Here is a 17,885-nt window from a genome sequence, read left to right on the forward strand (position 1 = left end):
AAAAGTCACCTTTATTCAACATTAATTCTTTTTATTTGTGCACCTAAAGCACTTAATTTTTTCTCTATATCAGGATATCCTCTATCTAAATGCTCAAGTCCACTGATGCGAGTTGTCCCCTCAGCCATAAGCCCAGCTATTACCATTGCTGCTCCTGCTCTTAAATCCGAAGCCTCAACCTCTGCTCCTGTTAGTTTATTAACACCATCGAAAACAGCAATTCTACCTTCAACTTTAACCTTTGCACCCATCTTCTCAAGTTCATCTAGATGTCTAAATCTTGATTCCCATATACTTTCATTAACGATACTTCTTCCTTCTGCCACTGTCAACAATACTGACATTGGTTGTTGAATATCCGTAGGAAATCCTGGATATGGTAGTGTTTTAACATTAACAGCTTTAAGATTATTATTTGATTTAACAATAACAGAATCATCATCCTCTATTATTTCAACACCCATTTCAATAAGTTTAGCTGATATAGATTCTAAATGCTTAGGTATTACATTCTTTATTCTTACTTCATCTCCACAAGCTGCTGCTGCTATCATAAATGTTCCAGCCTCGATTTGATCTGGAATTACGCTGTAGGTACATCCATGTAATTTTTCTACACCTTTTATTCTAATAACATCCGTACCAGCGCCTTTTATATCCGCTCCCATAGCATTTAAGAAGTTTGCTACATCAACAATATGTGGTTCCTTTGCAACATTTTCAAGTATTGTAGTACCTTCTGCTAAAACAGCACTCATCATGACATTAATAGTTGCTCCAACACTAATAACATCAAAGAAAATATTAGTTCCCTGAAGTTTATCTGCTTTAACTTTAAGGGATCCATGACTAATTTCAACCTCTGTTCCAAGCGCTTCAAAGCCCTTTATATGCTGATCAATTGGTCTAACTCCAATTGCACAACCACCAGGCAAATCAACACTACATTCCTTGAATCTACTTAACATTGAACCAAGTAGATAATATGATGCTCTCATCTTTCTTACTTCTTCAATATTAGCATAAAAAGTTTTTATATTAGTACTATCTATAATAATAGTTGATTCATTTCTTTCAATTTCACATCCTAAGCTTTCTAATATCTTAAGCATGCAATTAACATCTTTAATGTTTGGCACATTTTCTATACAACATTTTCCTTCGCTAGCTAATATAGCTGCTGGTAAAATAGCGACTGCCGCATTCTTAGCACCGCTAATATCTACTTCACCATTTATTCTCTTTCCACCTTGTATAACGATTTTATTCATCTATATTCATCCTTACCCTATTGTAAAATTTACTTTCAAGCTGCTCAAAAAGTTCGATTTCAATATAACTACAGCTCTCTGCGCCTCTCAAGTATTTAACGATACGTGACTTACCTCGTTCCCTCATTCGCATAACTATAAGTATTATATCAAATATTGATTAAAAATCATAGATTTATCATTGAGAAACAACATCTAAATAAGAATTATAGTATAGATTTTAAAGATTTTTAAGTATTTTTTATTGTTATTACATTAATTTTTTGTATAAAATAGAAAAACCCTCTAAATGAGGGCTTCTTAATTAAAAATATATTGAAAATTATCTTCTTGTAAAACTAGCACAATCTGTGCATTCTGGAGATTCAGCACGTGGAGTGTGGCACTTTATTTGTATTCTTTCTAGAGTGCAACAATGTACACCATTATTGTTGTGTTTACATTCATTCACAGTACAACCTATATTTCTATTTTCCATTTTGAATCCTCCCTTTTAAAATAAGAACTTATTGCCCGTTACTCTATTATTATCTCTTACCACTTAAAATTTATTTGTTATTTTTCAAATTTTCTTTCTAATTAATTATTCCATTTAGTAAAGTAATAATACAATTATAGTCAAATGTGATATAATAGTATAAATTCAACTAATAAAAATGTATCGGATTAATAAGGTATGTGAAAACAAATAACTAGTATGGTGACTAGTTTATTTGCTTGAATATGCCTAACGTGGAGGAATTTATGAAATATCAATTAGTAGCTCTTTTCGAAAAGAGTAATCATTATAATTTAAAAGAAATTCAACGAAATGTTTGTAGAAAACTAAATTTATATAAACCTACAACTATACTATATGTGCCTATTTGTACAATTTTAGATATTGATATGGATATTACTGAAGAGGTTGTATGTAAGGTATTAGCTCCATACAAACATTTTAAGATTAAAATTAATAATTCCATGTCTTTAACTAAAGATAATAAGGTATATATTAAAATAGATCAAAGTGGATATATTTCCACTATCCAGAGAAAAATATCAGATACTTTATCTCTACATGGTATGAAATTAAGTACTAAAAATAATGATCTTATTATTCCTATTGCAAATGGAAATTATAATTTTAAAAAATTACTATCTAAAAATACCTGCTTATCTGTTATTAAAAACAAGCCTTGTGAAGAAACTATAAGCTATGGTAAAATCGTTAAATTAGAACTTTGGAGAATTGGTGGACCAAGAAAAGATAATGTTATTATGAGTTTTCCATTAAGACAATTTTAGTTATATATATAATTTTGATGAAAGGAGTTGAAAGTCGTATCTAACGGCGTAAAGATTGAAATATTATTTAGTTGGAATTCTAGATTCAAAATCATATTCTCAAATTGAAGAAATTCAAAAGAAGATAAGCGTTAAATACGATTTGTATGAAAAGCTCCCTATACTCCACATGACTCTCGAAGTTATTAATAATCCTAAAATTGATGAACTTATTTCTGCATTGAATGAAATATTATCTAAAAAATCTCCTTTTATTATAGAAGCAAATGGGGCAATCTGCTTTGAGCCACCTTTTAAATCGGTTAATTTATTAATTAATAAAGATCCAAAGGTTATGGAATTCATTAAGCATATAAATAATCAGCTTAAACTGAAAGGATTTTCTGTACGAGATGATATAAATGCTTGGGATCTTCATATATCCTTAGCAAACAATAATTTTTCAACTAAAAAATGGTCTCAAGCTGAATATGTATCAGCATGTACTCTCGTTAAGTCCCTTGATTTTAATGGGTCATTAATTATTGAAAGTATAGAGTTATGGCAACCAATAAATAATAAAAATGAAATGGTAATGAAAAGATTTAATCTTAAATAATTAAATTTTCTATTGCTTTTTCACCATTTTTATGATAAAACATATATTAATAAATAATACACTTTAAATACTATGATGAGAAGAGTAGATATAAGATGTAGTTACAGCGAGTAAGGAATGGTGTGAGCCTTATACGATGCTTATATTGAAGAACATCTCTGAGTTTCTACCTGAAAGCAATTATTTTATTGTTAGTAGGCCTAGACGGAGCCAAACCGTTATTGATTGGACACAGTACTGCAACTTTTAGGATTTATTTTTGATATTTTGAGCTTGCACGCTGTGGTTGAGAGGCCAAAAGGCAATTTGGGTGGTACCGCGGAAGTTTACTTTCGTCCCTTACTATAGGGATGGAAGTTTTTTTATTGTCTTTTTTAGGCTTATGAAAATAAATAACATGCTCATCCCTAAAAAAATTCTAAATAGATTTATACACAAAATCGAAGGAGGTACGTTTATGAAAACTACTTTAATCAAATCTCTTTACAGAGAAACAGAAAAACACCTTAACACATCTGTTCAAATTACAGGATGGATTAGAACTTTAAGAAGTTCTAAAGCTTTTGGTTTTATCGAAATTAATGACGGGAGCTTCTTTAAGAATGTTCAAATAGTAATTAATGATACATTACCAAACTTCAAGGAACTTTCTAAACTTCCTATATGTTCTTCTTTAAGTATTGTAGGTAAGTTAGTTGAAACTCCTGGTACTAAACAACCATTTGAGATTCAAGCTGAATCTATTGAGGTTGTAGGGCTTTCAAATAGCGATTATCCTCTACAAAAGAAAAGACATTCCCTCGAATACCTAAGAACTATTGCTCACTTAAGACCTAGAAGTAATACTTTCTCTGCAGTATTCAGAGTTCGTTCTTTAGTTTCTCATGCTATACACCAATTCTTCTTTGAGAGAGGATTTGTATATGTTCACACTCCAATTATAACTGGAAGCGACTGTGAGGGTGCTGGTGAAATGTTCAGAGTAACAACTCTACCTCTTAAGGATGTTCCTAAGAATGAAGATGGTACAGTTGATTCTTCTCAAGATTTCTTTGGTAAAGAAACTAACCTAACTGTTAGTGGACAATTAAACGGTGAGATCTTTGCATTATCACACAGAAACATCTATACTTTCGGACCTACTTTCAGAGCTGAAAACTCAAACACAAGAATTCACGCTAACGAATTCTGGATGATTGAGCCTGAGATGGCCTTTGCTGATCTTAAAGATGATATGGCAGCAGCTGAAGACCTAGTAAAATTCGTAATTAAATTTGTTATGGAACACGCACCTGAAGAGATGGAGTTCTTTAACAAGTTTGTTGATAAAACTCTTAAAGAAAGATTAACTAATGTTTTAGAGTCTGACTTTGGTGTTATAACTTATACAGACGCTGTTGAAAAACTTAAAAACAGTGGTGTTGATTTTGAATTCCCAGTTGAGTGGGGATGCGACCTTCAAACTGAGCATGAAAAATATCTGTCTGGAGAAGTATTTGGAAGACCTGTATTTATTACTGATTATCCAAAAGATATAAAAGCATTCTATATGAGAATGAACGATGACAACAAGACAGTTGCAGCTATGGACCTACTTGTTCCTGGAGTTGGAGAGCTTGTTGGTGGAAGCCAAAGAGAAGAAAGACTTGATATGCTTGAGAAGAGATTAGAAGAAATGAACCTTAGCAAGGAAGACTACTGGTGGTACTTAGAACTTAGAAAGTATGGTGGAACTGTACACTCTGGTTTCGGTATCGGATTTGAAAGACTGCTAATGTTCATCACTGGTATGGAAAATATCAGAGACGTAATCCCATTCCCAAGAACTCCAAAGAGTGCTGAATTCTAATATTTAAAATATATAAAAACTGAGTAGCTTTTGCTACTCAGTTTTTATTCTTTCAATCTTTAAATCTTATCTTTTATCACAAAATAGATATTCTTAGACTACCTCCCTAATAAATTCTTGAGAACTGTCCCCTTTATTTTCTCTGAAATAAGAACCCACAAACACTACTGAACATATTATAAAACGAAGAACTGTAAAGTGATGCACTCTAAGAAAACAACGCAAGGAGTTGAGAATATGAGTATTATAAGAGTTCCTCTAGACGTACCTACTATTAATGATGCTGTTTTTCTATCAGAAGCTGGAGACACTATAATTGTATGTCCAGGTGTATATAGAGAATCTGTTACCATTCCAGATAATAAACCTAAACTTAGAATCAAAGGCACCCCTAAGTCTAAACCCATCTTAGAAGGGGTTTGCTTTGATGGAGGAGAATCTGGATTCAATGTAGAAGCAAATGGTGTATATATTTCAAACTTCATTATTAAGGGAGGATATACTAACGGAATCGAGATAAGTGGCAAAGATTGTACTATTGATGATTGCGAAATACGCAATTGTTTATTTGGTATACTTGTAACTGAAGAATCCGAAGGTGGAAACCTATTCAACTGTGTAAAATGCTGTGGTAATAAAGGAGATGGTATTACCATTAATGGTGATAACTCATGTATTATTGAATGCACCTGTGAAAAAAATGGTAATTATGGTTTGATAATCTCAGGGGGAAACACTTTAGTCCTAAACTGTAATATGTCATTTAATTTGAATACTGGAATCCAAATCGAAAAAGATACTGGCCGATGCCTTTTCAACTTAATAATCGGATGCACTATCAAATGTAACTTAAATGATGGTATTAGATCTAGGCTTGGTAGAACATTCATTTTGAACAACTGTGTTGCTAGAAATCGAAGTGACGGGATAGATATAAAAGATACAGATTTGAACTCAGTTGTTAAAAATAAAATTGAATATAATTGTAGAGACGGTGTTGATATTGACGATGGTATGCTAAATAAGGTTATATTTAATAAAGTAATATGTAATGTTGGAAATGGTGTTGCTATAGGCGACGATGGAACTGAAAACTTTGTTGACGATAATGTATTCATAACTAATAACAAAGCTGGTGTTCTTCTATTAAAAGATTCAGTTGACAATGCAGTTAGAGACAATTTCTTTGAATGTAACGACCCTAACATTAGTGCTTACCCACCAGCAGATGAAAATAACGTCTTTGATGGAAACGTAAAAGTTAACAATTGTTGTTAACTTAAAAGCCCTTAGCTTATTCCTAAGGGCTTAATTTATTTTAATATGCCTTAAATCATAAGTTCGATATTTCATAAATTATTTTATCTTTTTAAGGAAAAACTACTCTTAGGAGATGATGATATGAAATATTTATTTGCAGTTATAGCAGGCTTATGTATGACTTTTCAAGGGGTATTCAATACAAGGTTAAGTGAAAAAATTGGTTTATGGGAGACTAATGTTTTTGTGCAAGGAACAGCTCTAATATTTACCTTTATTATGATGATTATATTAGGTGATGGTAGCTTCAAGGATATAACTAACGCAAAGAAACTTTATTTAACAGGAGGGATATTTGGAACCATAATAATTCTTACTGTTATGCTTAGCATAGAAGCAACAAGTCCTACAGTTGCTATTGGAGTTATTCTTATAAGTCAATTAACCTCAGCTGGTATTATAGATGCTTTTGGTTGGTTTGGAACTGAAGTAGTTGAATTCACAATCTTTAAATATATTGGATTAGGATTGATGATATCAGGAATAGTGCTCTTTAACTTTATAAAATAATTTAGTCATATTCAAATAAATAACTAGTCAATATGCTAGTCTATTTCGTGGCATCTTTGACTTGTTATTTATTTCATACGCCTAAATAACAAATATCCTATTGCAAATAAGTCAATTTAATATAATAATAGACTTATAAAGCAATGGGAGGAATTTGTCGATGGATTTTAAACAGGTGGAAGCTTTTGTAAGCGTTGCAAAGCATAAAAGCTTTTCAAGAGCAGCTGATCATATATTTATTTCACAACCTACAATAAGTTCACATATATCTGCTCTAGAAAAAGAATTAAAGGTTCAACTATTTGATAGAACCTCAAAAGTAGTTCATCTTACTCCAGCTGGAGAATCTCTTTTAGATTATGCAATGGATATGATAAACTTACGTAATAATGCAATTACTAATTTAAGTAGTTTTAATAATAATATTAGAGGTACCCTTAACCTTTCAGCAAGCACAACCCCATTTAATTCAATAGTTCCAAAGCTCCTACATAACTTTCATGATAAATTTCCTGAGGTTAAATTTTCACTTAAAGAGCAAGGTTCAGGTAATATAATTAAAGACATAATAAATCTCAACTGTGAGATTGGTATAGTAGGAACAAATTTTAAAAATGATAAAATAATGAGTCACAAACTGATTGATGATGAACTTGTTGTTGTTCATAATGGAGATTTTAATATACCAGAACAAGTTAAAGTACAAGATATTATAAATTATGATTTCTTAATGAGAGAAAAAAATTCTGCTACGCGAAGAACATTTGAAAGCGCATTAATAAATAGTGATTTAAAATCAAACAAGCTTAATATTATATGTGAAATAGATAATATTAATGCCTTACTACAATTAGTAAAAGAAGGTTTAGGTATTACTGTTGTTTCAAAACAACTCATATTAAATAGTTTTACAAATTACGAATTAAAAGTTTCAAATATTATAGATTTAGATTTAAAACGTTGTCTATATCTAGTTATAAATAAGAATAGAACTCTTACCCCTGTTGCAAAAACCTTTATATCCATGTGTGTGGATGAATTTGGTTTGGAAATATGATTCATTTTCAAAAAAATATCTAGTTGTTGTCTCTCTTTAGAGATTCAACAGCATGAATCTCTCATTACGAGAGATTTTTTTTATTTTTTTAATCTCAAATTACTTATTATTCCATATAATAAATAGTGAAGCAATTAAAAAGGTGATAAGATGTTTTTAATCCATAGAAAAATCCATAAAGATTTGATTCCTTTATTAGAAAATAACTCTTTAAATAGTTATAGAGTTTTAATAAAATATAGTAATTTTGAAGATAAAATAGTAAAAAAAATTATAAATTCTAGAGGGACAGTTCTCAATATTATCGATTCAATAAATTGTATTTCAGCTGTTATAAAAAAACATACACTTTACACCCTTGCAGAATATCCTTATATAAAACGGATTTTTCCTGACAGCATGATTACCCTCAACATGAACTCCTCTTATTCTAAAGGGTTAAACATAAGTTTAAATTCAAGTGTAAAATTGACAGGTAAAAACACTACCATAGGTATCTTAAGTAGTGGAGTTTACCCTCATGTAGATCTTCTTAAACCTCACAGGAAGGTTATTCAATTTCTTGATTTAGTGAATGGATATAAATACCCTTATGATGATTTTGGACATGGTACTGCAATATGTGGTTTAATCTCAAGCAGTCAATCATCAAATAAAAAAAGTGTAAAAGGATTATCTCCTGATAGTCATCTATATGTTGTTAAAGCCTTCAATTCTATAGGTAAGGCCTACATTTCAACTATACTTTTTGGTATTCATATGCTTATTAATGAAAAAGACAAGTACAATATCAACGTAATATGTTTACCATTTGAGATTAACACATTCGATTCTAATATTACCTCTCTGTTTGATAAGTTATTTGAAAAAGCAAGAAATGATAATATTGTTGTAGTTGTGCCCTCAACAAGCAATGGTATAGAATATTCTTCTGTATGCGGATTTGCTCTATCTAAGAATTGTATTACAATAGGTGGTTTATACAAAGATAACACACCTTATGAAATGACCTCTAAATGTAATCATAAGAAACTAAAAAAACCAGATTTTTGGTTTCCATGTGTGGGTTTAAATTGTTTGAACAGTGATATAAACTATATCTCTGAACGAAGCGGTCGCAAACTATACCCCCTTAAATTAGATAGATTAAACATAACAATAACTTCTCTTTCATTATCAAGCGCTTTAGTTTCATCACTTATCGCATTAGCCTTTGATTATAATAAAGATTTTAAATGGGATGATATTTATTCCATACTAAAATATTCATCTACTCCGAAAGATGGTCCAAAACCTGATATTCCAATTATAAATATACCTGAGTTTTTTGCTTTTACATCTAAAACAAAGCCCTCGAACAAATAACAATTCTCTTGCAATAACTATTATTAGCTAGTATAATTAGAATATGGTATTAAATTATTATTTGTAACACATAATAATTAATGGCTAATTAATATTAGTAATATATGACAAGGAGTGGGCTTATGATCAGCGAAAATCTTTTTAAAGAATTAAACACACAAATTGGTTTTGAATTTTACTCTGCTAATTTATACTTAGCAATGGCAGCTTACTGCAGTTCTCAAGATATGGATGGTTTCGCAAACTTTTTTAGAGTTCAAGCGGAAGAAGAACGATTCCATGCTATGAAAATTTATGATTACATCAATGATATGGGTGGACGTGTAAACATAGGAGCTATAGATGAACCTATTAATGAATATAGCTCAATGCTTGATTGTTTTGAAAAAGCATATGCTCATGAAAAAAGTGTTACTAAACGTTTTTATGATTTGATTTCTCTAGCTACTGATGAGAAAGAATTTGCTACTATTAGCTTTTTGCAGTGGTTCATTGATGAGCAACGTGAAGAAGAAAGCACCTTCAACAAGCTTATGAAGAAGCTTCAGAGAAATAAAGATAACTCAGCTGGAGTATACATGATAGATACGGAATTAGCTACAAGAACATTTGTGGTTCCTGCTAATAATAGATAATTATTATAAATTTAAGAATCAAAAGGTATGAAATTATGATATTAAATCTAAATTTCATACCTTTTTAAATTATAGATACCTTAATTATAGGTTATTATATTTATCAAGATATTCTTCACAATATAATACTTCTATAGCTCCAGACCAATCTAAAACAGTTCCTATGAAATCCTTTATATCTAATCCTGGCATTTCATAAGTAGTTTCATCGTTAGTTGTTCCAGTAGCATCTTCTACAAAAGTTACTTTATATCCTTTATCAAAGGCTGCTATTGATGAAAAAAGGCAACAATACTCAGTATTAAAACCTGCTATTATTAAATGATCTACATTTAGTTTCTCTAATAATTCCTGTGCATTTGTACCTCTAAACATACTAGGAGTCGTTTTTTCTATAACATAATCATTATCTTTAACAAGATAACTAGGAATCTGTGCCCCTTCACTTTCTTTATAAAAGAACCCTTCAGAATCATCTTCAACATGTTTAGTGAAAATTATTGGCTCATTATTTTCCCTGAAAACAGAGATTAGTTTTTCAATTTTTATTTTCTCATCATCAAAGTTTTTATGATTTAAGATTACATTTTGCATATCAGTTATAATTAGTGCTTTCATATAATTCCCCCCTTGAAATCAATATATGTCAAATAATTTATAAAAAATTGCGAATAATCTTTTAAAAATATATTATATCATACTAATTTTTATTAATTTGTAGAATTATGTTAAACATTAATCCTTTCTTGTAAAATTTTTTCTGCAATTCCTTCACTATGTTATTTTCAACCTTTGGTTGAATAAACTCAATTTTCTAGTTATTGTTATTAGAAACATATATAGTTATACTGTAGTTGACCGGTCAGTAAATTCAAAAACTAGAATAACTACAAGGGGCGATTAAAATGGATTTAGGGAAAAAAATAAAACAGTTACGATTGAATAAAGGTATAACTCAAGAAAAATTAGCGGATTATTTGAAAGTAAGCTTTCAAGCAGTATCCAAATGGGAAAAAGGGCAAACCTTACCTGATATTTCTTTGCTACCTAAAATCTCTACATTTTTCGGTATTTCTATAGATGACTTATTTACACTTAGCAATGATGCGCATATTGAGCGCATTGAAAATATGCTACAAACTCAAAAGGAACTTAATCTACAAGATGAATTATATGCTAAGAATTACTTAATAAGTTTACTTGACCAATCTGAAAAAAGAGATAAAGCCTATACTCTATTATCTGAATTATATAACCACCGTGCAAAAAGCTATCATGATCAAGCGTTCGAATATGCTAAAAAAGCTCTTGAAATCAATCCTGACCTTAAGGATAATCATGTATCACTTGTTGATGCTGGCAGAGGCATATTTATGGATTGGAACTATCAAAATTATAATAAACTATGTGATTATTATATAGATTTTTGTGACAAACATCCTGAGATTAGACGTGGTCATATGTTCTTAATGGATCATCTTATTGCTGATGGTCGATTAATTGAAGCAAAGGAACATGTTAATCAACTAAAAGAAATTGAAAATGACTTCAGAGTTTATTGGTACGAAGGCTTGATTGCCAAAAAAGCTGGAAATCATAAAGAAGCATTTGAAATATTTGATAAGATGGTGGATTCAGATCCTACAAACTGGTTAGTGTGGGCAACACGCTCAGATGAACATGCTCGTGTATGCAATTATGATAAAGCAATTGAAGACAATCAAAAAGCTCTTGAGTTGCAACCTAAACCAAGATATATTGACGCATACGAGTGTATGGCTCATATTTACAAAATTAAAGGTGATTATCAAAATGCTATACAAATGTGGCAAGATGCTATCTATTTATTAAACGATGAATGGTCAATAACCTTTGGTGAACCAATTGACAGGCTAAAAAGAGAAATCAAACATTTACAAGAATTAATGGTGTAACAACTATTAAGTTTACAAAAGATAAAAGTTCTCAATTAAATATATTGAAAACCAGGGATAACATCAATTATCCCTGGTTTAGTTATCTCAATATAAAACAGAGCATAAAAGCAATAAGTATATCGTAAGAAATTAACTCAATAATATTATTCTTCTTATTCTTGTTAGTCTTGTTAAAAATTAATATGTTCAACACATTTAAAACTACTACATGTATCGCTAATATCACTTTAAGTACATTATAATTTATATTTGATGGCTGCAATATATATATACTGAATATCAGAAGTATCATCATTATTACCCAGATTATTGTTTCTTTTTTTGTTGTTCTCCAAACCCTTATAGAATCATAATCTCCCTTTTTAAAACAATATAAATTATATCCAGTGTAAAATAAAATAATTGATATGAATATAATATGCACTAATAAATCTTTCATAAATAATCCCCCATCTATCTTATAAATTCTCTTTTAGCTACACAGAATTTTTGTTTATTAGATTATATACTAATTAAATTCTTTTTACGAATATTACATATATATTGCTGTATTTTTACCTTTATAATATATAAATCATAAATATAAACAAGGCACACCAATCGAAGTATGCCTTATTTTATTACTTATCCTTCAACAACGCTCTTCTCAATCTATCCAATATCATCTTAGTAGTTCTGTCTCTAACCTTCAACCTATCTCCATTTAATCTTATCTCCTGTGAAAACACATTTCCTCTATAATAAAATCCTAAATAAACCAATCCAACAGGCTTTTCTGGTGTTCCCCCCCCTGGACCTGCGACTCCAGTAGTTGATAGTCCTATATCACATTTAGCAGTTTCTGCTATGCCTTTTGCCATTTCCTCAGCAACCTGTGAACTGACAGCTCCGTATTTATCTAAACTTTCTTTTCTAACATTAAGCCTGTTCATCTTAGCTTCATTGCTATAAGTTACAGCGCCTTCCATAAATACTGCAGATGCACCTGGATGATTAACTAGTTTTGCACTAATCATTCCACCTGTACATGACTCTGCTACAGCTATTTTAAGACCTTTTTCTTCAAGTAATTTACATATGACTCCTTCTAATGTATCATCGTCACATCCATAAATATTATCTCCAAGTATAGCTCTTACCTCTTGCTCCATCTTTTCTATCTTCTCAAGAGCTTCTTCTTTATTTGAAGTTTTGCATGTTATTCTTAGATGAACCTCTGCGCCCTTAGCATATGGTGCGATGGTTGGGTTAGTTTGCTTATTTATAATATCTGATATCATTTCCTCTACTTTTGATTCACCTATTCCCATAACCTTAAGAGTCTTAGATAAGATTATCTCATCTGTTTTCTCCTGCAAATAAGGAACTACTTCATTTTCATACATTAAGGTCATCTCTACTGGTGGTCCAGGTAAAACAATACATACTTTTCCTTCATCTTCTAATATCATTCCAGGAGCTGTTCCATTAGAATTTTTAAGTATTATTGCACCCTCTGGAAAATATGCCTGACTCTCATTATTCTTTGTCATTGTTCTATTAATGCGTTTAAAATATTTTTCTATTTCATTCATACATTCTTGATTGAATACCATTTCTCTATTAAAAAACTCTCCAATTGTCTTTTTAGACAAATCATCTTGTGTAGGTCCTAACCCTCCAGTAGTAATAACCATATCTGCTCTTGAATACGCTATCTCTAAGGCTTTTTTTACCCTCTCTGGATTATCTCCTACAACTGTATGATAATACACACTCACTCCAGCAGCTGCTAACTGTTCTGATAGATACTGTGCATTTGTATTTACAATGTTCCCAAGTAGTAATTCTGTTCCAATACATAAAATTTCGGCTTTCATTTATTCTCCTCCGTTCTTTCTTAATACCCTTCTTTCATATCAACCTTATTAATAACTTCTCGTCCCTCTTTATACCTTCTAAGGTTTTCAATTATCCCTTTAAATCTTCTCTCATTCCTCATTTCAGACATCCAACTGTTATGAGGAGATATAATTACATTTTCTAAATTCCATAATTCATTATCTTTTGGTAGCGGTTCTTCATAGAATACATCTAATGCCGCACCTTTTATTTTTCCATTCTTCAGGTTTTTAATTAAATCTTTTTCATTTACAAGCATACCTCTTGATACATTAATGAATAAAACTCCATCTTTCATTTTTGAAATAAAATCATTGTTAATTAACTCATGTGTTTCCTCTGTATATGGCAGTGTACAAACAACTACATCACATTTTCCTATAACTTCATGAACATCTTTTAACGAATAACATAAATCCATATTATCAACTATTCTTCCATTTGTATTGAACCCTGTTATCTCAGTTCCAAATCCTTGAAGCCTTTTAGCACCCTCTGCTGCTAATGTTCCTGTACCTAAAAAACCCACTTTTTTACCATAAATCTCTAAGCACCTTTTATTCATCTTCCACTTTTTATCCTGTTGTTGTCTAAAAAGCTTATACGTATTTTTCATCAAATTAAGTATGCTCATTATAATCCATTCACCAATAGGTATGCTATAGCCGCCCTTATTATTACTCACCGTAACATCCTTCTTTAGCCTGTCTCTTGGAATTTGATCTATTCCAGTACTAGATAGTTGTATTAATTTAAGATTGTCTAATTTACTTATATCTAAATTTTTGAAAGGATTATAACATACAAGCACCTCAATATCTTTAAGTTCTTCCTCATTAAATTCTACATCTTCTCTTAAGTATACAATTTCATACCCCATATCTCTAATCAAATTAAACTTTTCTTCTCCATAGTCATGAGTGAACAATACTTTTGTCATAATAATCACCTCTTTCAATATATAACTTAACTCCTGTTAGAAAGAGTATTCAGTCTTTCTAACAGGAGCATGTTTTTATTCAAATACAGTTACAAATTTATTGAATAACTCTTTATTTTTATCGATTTTTCCTTCGTTACCCATTGCACAACAGAAACCTTTTTCCATAACAGCCTCATAAATTGAAGATAATTCTTTAATATCTTCTTGAGTTGTTGATAATATCTCTTCTCTTTCCTTTTTATAGTCATCATATGTTAACCCTTTGATAAAGTCAGCAACAGCTTTTTCCCCTTTAAGAACTGGTGATAATGGGGCATCCATATCACTTATAGTTCCAATGATATATTTTCTCATTTCTCTATCATCAATATCAATATCTTTTAAGTATTTATAAGTATTATCATAAGCATCAAGTGTTTCTTTAAGATTTGGATCTCTATATGATGTAAATATTAAGCTTCCAGCTCTAGTCAATCTTACCATACATCCATAAGCTCCACCTTGTACACGTACTTTATTCCATAAGTAATCTATGCTTGTAACTTTCTTTAATACCTGAAGTTTTCCAGTGTATTTATTACCTAATCTTATATAGTTATATCCTTTTGCAACATATTGAACATTACCTGGTGTTTTTAATCCTTCATTATCTTTTAACTCTTCAAATTTATATTCTTTCTGAGTTATTACTGTGTTACTAAGTCCTACTAATAATTCATCAATATTATCCTCAATAATTTTATACTCTTCATCCTCACCAGTTATACTTATAATTAATCCATTTTTATTTAGTATGCTTTCAGCACAATTTTTTAATTTAGCTTTTATTTCTTCTTTCATTGCATCAAAGTTCTTCTCTAAATTACATATGAATTTATATAAACTAATACCAGATATCATTTCATGATATCTTCCAGCAGGTGAGAAGTATGATAATAATCTATTAGCTGCTACTGAATGTCCTCTATCAAATATACTCATCTCTAATCTTGATTTTAATTGAGATAATAATTCTTTTATTCTCTTATCCTCATCAAACTTAGATGTAAGTATTATCTCTTTAATTAAGGAAATCATATTTGGTATTTTATCGCTTAAAGCTTTTGCTCTAACAGAGAATTTTGGATAAAATGTATAATCATCCCCATCTTTTGAATAACTCTCTGTACTGAATCTAATACCACCTGTATTAATATTTATGTCATTAGACAGTTTTGAATAATGTTTATCCTCAGTACTAACTTTTCCTAAGATTGAACCAAGTAATGCTACATATTGAACATCCTCTTCTTCAACAACACTAGAATCAAATAATAAATGTAAATATGCTATCTTGCTAGTAAATTCCTCTTGGTATAATACCTTTGTTCCATTGATTTCTTTTTCTACTTGTGGTATTTCCTCTGGCTCAGCCGGAATATCCTCTAACTCTATTAGTGGAATTGTACTTAATGCTTCCTTACTATCTGGAGTCATCTGTCTTTCTAAAAGTTTCTTAGTTCCTTCTACAATATTATTTATTTCTTCTTCTGATAAACTAGCTTTATACTCATCTAACTTACTTTGTATCTCTTCTGAATGTTCTTCTGCCATTCCCTTTTTAGGCTTTAATGTTAATAATGATCCATGTTTATTATCTAAAATATATTTCTGAATTAATCCTTCAAAATATCTATTTTTACTCTTCTCTTTAATGCTGTGAAGCTCATTTTCATATCTCATATGCATCAATGGATCTGCTTCGTATAACCAACCATCCATACATTTAATTGCATATAATAGTCCTTTTGATAAGCCACCCATTTCTGATTCTCTCAATTTAAATTCATTTATATTTATACTAGCCTCGATTAGGTCTTCATCTATACCTTTCTCAACTAAATCATTTAATGTATCATAAACTACTTTCTTAAACTCTTCAGTTTTTTCAGCATCTGAATTTTTTAATATTATTGATAATACAGGTTGAATTACTGAATTATTATAACTTCCAAACACATCTTTACCTAAATTAGCATCTACCAATGCTTTTTTAAGTGGTGCTGCTGGGTTTTCTAGAAGCATGTATTCAAGAATATCCATTGCTAGCACTAATTCTCTATCTGTTGATTCTCCTACAACATAGTTTAAACTTAAATATGTTTTTTCCTTATCATCATCATCTGCTGATATTGAGTAATCAACTTCAACATTTTGTATTTCTTCATACGGTTGTTGTTTTTCAATATGTGAGTCTATATCTAATTTATCAAAGTTACTAAGATATTCTTCGTTGATAAATTTAAGTTGTTCTTGTATATCTCCATCTCCATAAAGGAATATATAACTATTTGATGGATGATAATATTTTTTATGGAATTCTTCAAACTGTGATTGTGTTAAATCTGTTATAAAGTCTGGATCACCACCTGACTCGTTTGCATATATAGTGTCCTTAAGTACTGACTCTTCTATCTTTCTATGTAAGACACCTTCTGGTGATGAGAATGCACCCTTCATCTCATTATAAACAACACCTTTATATGTTAACTTATCCTCTTTCTTTTCAAGGTGATAATGCCAACCTTCCTGCATCAATATTTCTGGTATTTCATGTAGGTTAGGATAAAATACTGCATCTAAGTATACATCCATGATATTGAAAAAATCCTTATCATTTCTACTAGCTATAGGATACATTGTTTTATCTGAAAAAGTCATAGCATTTAAAAATGTATTAAGAGATCCCTTCATTAGTTCTACGAATGGTTCTTTAGTAGGAAACTTTCTAGACCCACATAAAACTGAATGTTCTAGTATATGTGGTAATCCAGTATGATCTTCTGGTGGTGTTCTAAAAGATATTGAAAACACCTTATTATCATCATCATTAAATAAACTTAATAATCTAGCTCCTGTTTTCTCATGTTGAAATAATCTAGATATTGAATTTGTTTCCTCAACCTTCTCTTCTCTCAATAACTTAAATCCATTATATGTTTCATTGATTTTGAAAGTCATATTAATCTCTCCTTTACTATGTATACGTATTATAAATTAGTTTTACTCTCGAATTATTACCTTTATACCATTATAACAAATTATTTATCTAATAGTAATTTATACCTTTGATTTTTAGTATTTATTACTCACTTTTATTATCTTGATTCTTAATGTAATTTATACAATACTAGAGGGACAGTTCTCAATATTTTATGCTTTAATCACATTAAATCTTGAGAACGGTCCCTCT

Annotated in this window: 16 protein-coding genes and 1 other annotated feature; of the genes, 9 read left to right on the forward strand and 7 right to left on the reverse strand. The window is 30.3% G+C overall.

Annotated features, from left to right (window positions below; translation table 11 throughout):
- Positions 1-11: 11 nt before the first annotated feature.
- The gene (locus KDK92_RS21320; RefSeq protein ID WP_250861434.1) at positions 12-1,271 is read right to left on the reverse strand and encodes a UDP-N-acetylglucosamine 1-carboxyvinyltransferase; all 1,260 of its coding nucleotides are present in this window, start codon (positions 1,269-1,271) and stop codon (positions 12-14) included.
- Positions 1,272-1,593: 322 nt separating this feature from the next.
- Positions 1,594-1,749 (reverse strand): DUF1540 domain-containing protein, encoded by a 156-nt coding sequence (locus KDK92_RS21325; protein ID WP_250861435.1) that lies wholly within the window; start codon positions 1,747-1,749, stop codon positions 1,594-1,596.
- Between the two features lie 266 nt (positions 1,750-2,015).
- On the opposite strand from KDK92_RS21325, the gene KDK92_RS21330 reads away from it, so the two are divergent.
- The 8 genes from KDK92_RS21330 (at position 2,016) to KDK92_RS21365 (ending at position 9,892) form a co-directional block, all read left to right on the forward strand.
- On the forward strand, positions 2,016-2,558 hold the full coding sequence (locus KDK92_RS21330; protein WP_250861436.1) for a hypothetical protein: 543 nt from the start codon (positions 2,016-2,018) through the stop codon (positions 2,556-2,558).
- A gap of 55 nt (positions 2,559-2,613) precedes the next feature.
- On the forward strand, positions 2,614-3,156 hold the full coding sequence (locus KDK92_RS21335) for a 2'-5' RNA ligase family protein (RefSeq protein WP_250861437.1): 543 nt from the start codon (positions 2,614-2,616) through the stop codon (positions 3,154-3,156).
- Positions 3,157-3,219: 63 nt separating this feature from the next.
- Positions 3,220-3,499 (forward strand) — a binding site (T-box leader).
- A 114-nt stretch (positions 3,500-3,613) separates the two neighbouring features.
- Positions 3,614-5,005 (forward strand): asparagine--tRNA ligase, encoded by a 1,392-nt coding sequence (asnS, locus tag KDK92_RS21340; protein WP_250861438.1) that lies wholly within the window; start codon positions 3,614-3,616, stop codon positions 5,003-5,005.
- A gap of 237 nt (positions 5,006-5,242) precedes the next feature.
- Positions 5,243-6,283, forward strand: coding sequence for a right-handed parallel beta-helix repeat-containing protein (locus KDK92_RS21345; protein WP_250861439.1), 1,041 nt, complete (start codon positions 5,243-5,245; stop codon positions 6,281-6,283).
- A 123-nt stretch (positions 6,284-6,406) separates the two neighbouring features.
- Entirely contained in the window at positions 6,407-6,835 is a 429-nt protein-coding gene (locus KDK92_RS21350) for a DMT family transporter (RefSeq protein WP_250861440.1), read from the forward strand.
- 160 nt (positions 6,836-6,995) lie between these two features.
- Complete coding sequence (locus tag KDK92_RS21355; protein WP_250861441.1) at positions 6,996-7,892, forward strand: selenium metabolism-associated LysR family transcriptional regulator; 897 nt, start codon at positions 6,996-6,998, stop codon at positions 7,890-7,892.
- A gap of 150 nt (positions 7,893-8,042) precedes the next feature.
- On the forward strand, positions 8,043-9,257 hold the full coding sequence (locus KDK92_RS21360; protein WP_250861442.1) for a S8 family serine peptidase: 1,215 nt from the start codon (positions 8,043-8,045) through the stop codon (positions 9,255-9,257).
- Positions 9,258-9,379: 122 nt separating this feature from the next.
- On the forward strand, positions 9,380-9,892 hold the full coding sequence (locus KDK92_RS21365) for a ferritin (protein ID WP_250861443.1): 513 nt from the start codon (positions 9,380-9,382) through the stop codon (positions 9,890-9,892).
- Between the two features lie 84 nt (positions 9,893-9,976).
- Here the strand turns inward: KDK92_RS21365 and KDK92_RS21370 are convergent, their stop codons facing one another.
- Positions 9,977-10,510 carry an isochorismatase family protein gene (locus KDK92_RS21370; protein WP_250861444.1) on the reverse strand — a complete coding sequence of 178 codons (534 nt, stop codon included), beginning with the start codon at positions 10,508-10,510 and terminating at the stop codon, positions 9,977-9,979.
- 287 nt (positions 10,511-10,797) lie between these two features.
- On the opposite strand from KDK92_RS21370, the gene KDK92_RS21375 reads away from it, so the two are divergent.
- On the forward strand, positions 10,798-11,826 hold the full coding sequence (locus tag KDK92_RS21375; RefSeq protein WP_250861445.1) for a helix-turn-helix domain-containing protein: 1,029 nt from the start codon (positions 10,798-10,800) through the stop codon (positions 11,824-11,826).
- Between the two features lie 82 nt (positions 11,827-11,908).
- On the opposite strand, the gene KDK92_RS21380 is transcribed toward KDK92_RS21375, so the two are convergent.
- The 4 genes from KDK92_RS21380 to KDK92_RS21395 form a co-directional block, all read right to left on the reverse strand.
- Positions 11,909-12,268 carry a hypothetical protein gene (locus KDK92_RS21380; RefSeq protein ID WP_250861446.1) on the reverse strand — a complete coding sequence of 120 codons (360 nt, stop codon included), beginning with the start codon at positions 12,266-12,268 and terminating at the stop codon, positions 11,909-11,911.
- Between the two features lie 181 nt (positions 12,269-12,449).
- The gene (locus KDK92_RS21385) at positions 12,450-13,688 is read right to left on the reverse strand and encodes a competence/damage-inducible protein A (protein ID WP_250861447.1); all 1,239 of its coding nucleotides are present in this window, start codon (positions 13,686-13,688) and stop codon (positions 12,450-12,452) included.
- A 20-nt stretch (positions 13,689-13,708) separates the two neighbouring features.
- The gene (locus tag KDK92_RS21390; protein ID WP_276576077.1) at positions 13,709-14,650 is read right to left on the reverse strand and encodes a phosphoglycerate dehydrogenase; all 942 of its coding nucleotides are present in this window, start codon (positions 14,648-14,650) and stop codon (positions 13,709-13,711) included.
- A gap of 75 nt (positions 14,651-14,725) precedes the next feature.
- On the reverse strand, positions 14,726-17,653 hold the full coding sequence (locus KDK92_RS21395) for an insulinase family protein (protein ID WP_250861448.1): 2,928 nt from the start codon (positions 17,651-17,653) through the stop codon (positions 14,726-14,728).
- Between the last annotated feature and the right edge of the window lie 232 nt (positions 17,654-17,885).

Origin of the sequence: Oceanirhabdus seepicola, assembly GCF_023684385.1 — a bacterium.
GTDB lineage: Bacteria > Bacillota > Clostridia > Clostridiales > Clostridiaceae > Oceanirhabdus > Oceanirhabdus seepicola.

Coding starts and splice junctions, on each gene's coding strand:
- KDK92_RS21395 (WP_250861448.1), bottom strand. CDS start 17,653: ATGACTTTCAAAATCAATGAAACATATAATGGATTTAAGTTATTGAGA.
- KDK92_RS21385 (WP_250861447.1), bottom strand. CDS start 13,688: ATGAAAGCCGAAATTTTATGTATTGGAACAGAATTACTACTTGGGAAC.
- KDK92_RS21375 (WP_250861445.1), top strand. CDS start 10,798: ATGGATTTAGGGAAAAAAATAAAACAGTTACGATTGAATAAAGGTATA.
- KDK92_RS21370 (WP_250861444.1), bottom strand. CDS start 10,510: ATGAAAGCACTAATTATAACTGATATGCAAAATGTAATCTTAAATCAT.
- KDK92_RS21320 (WP_250861434.1), bottom strand. CDS start 1,271: ATGAATAAAATCGTTATACAAGGTGGAAAGAGAATAAATGGTGAAGTA.
- asnS (WP_250861438.1), top strand. CDS start 3,614: ATGAAAACTACTTTAATCAAATCTCTTTACAGAGAAACAGAAAAACAC.
- KDK92_RS21360 (WP_250861442.1), top strand. CDS start 8,043: ATGTTTTTAATCCATAGAAAAATCCATAAAGATTTGATTCCTTTATTA.
- KDK92_RS21355 (WP_250861441.1), top strand. CDS start 6,996: ATGGATTTTAAACAGGTGGAAGCTTTTGTAAGCGTTGCAAAGCATAAA.
- KDK92_RS21380 (WP_250861446.1), bottom strand. CDS start 12,268: ATGAAAGATTTATTAGTGCATATTATATTCATATCAATTATTTTATTT.
- KDK92_RS21365 (WP_250861443.1), top strand. CDS start 9,380: ATGATCAGCGAAAATCTTTTTAAAGAATTAAACACACAAATTGGTTTT.
- KDK92_RS21345 (WP_250861439.1), top strand. CDS start 5,243: ATGAGTATTATAAGAGTTCCTCTAGACGTACCTACTATTAATGATGCT.
- KDK92_RS21325 (WP_250861435.1), bottom strand. CDS start 1,749: ATGGAAAATAGAAATATAGGTTGTACTGTGAATGAATGTAAACACAAC.
- KDK92_RS21330 (WP_250861436.1), top strand. CDS start 2,016: ATGAAATATCAATTAGTAGCTCTTTTCGAAAAGAGTAATCATTATAAT.
- KDK92_RS21350 (WP_250861440.1), top strand. CDS start 6,407: ATGAAATATTTATTTGCAGTTATAGCAGGCTTATGTATGACTTTTCAA.
- KDK92_RS21390 (WP_276576077.1), bottom strand. CDS start 14,650: ATGACAAAAGTATTGTTCACTCATGACTATGGAGAAGAAAAGTTTAAT.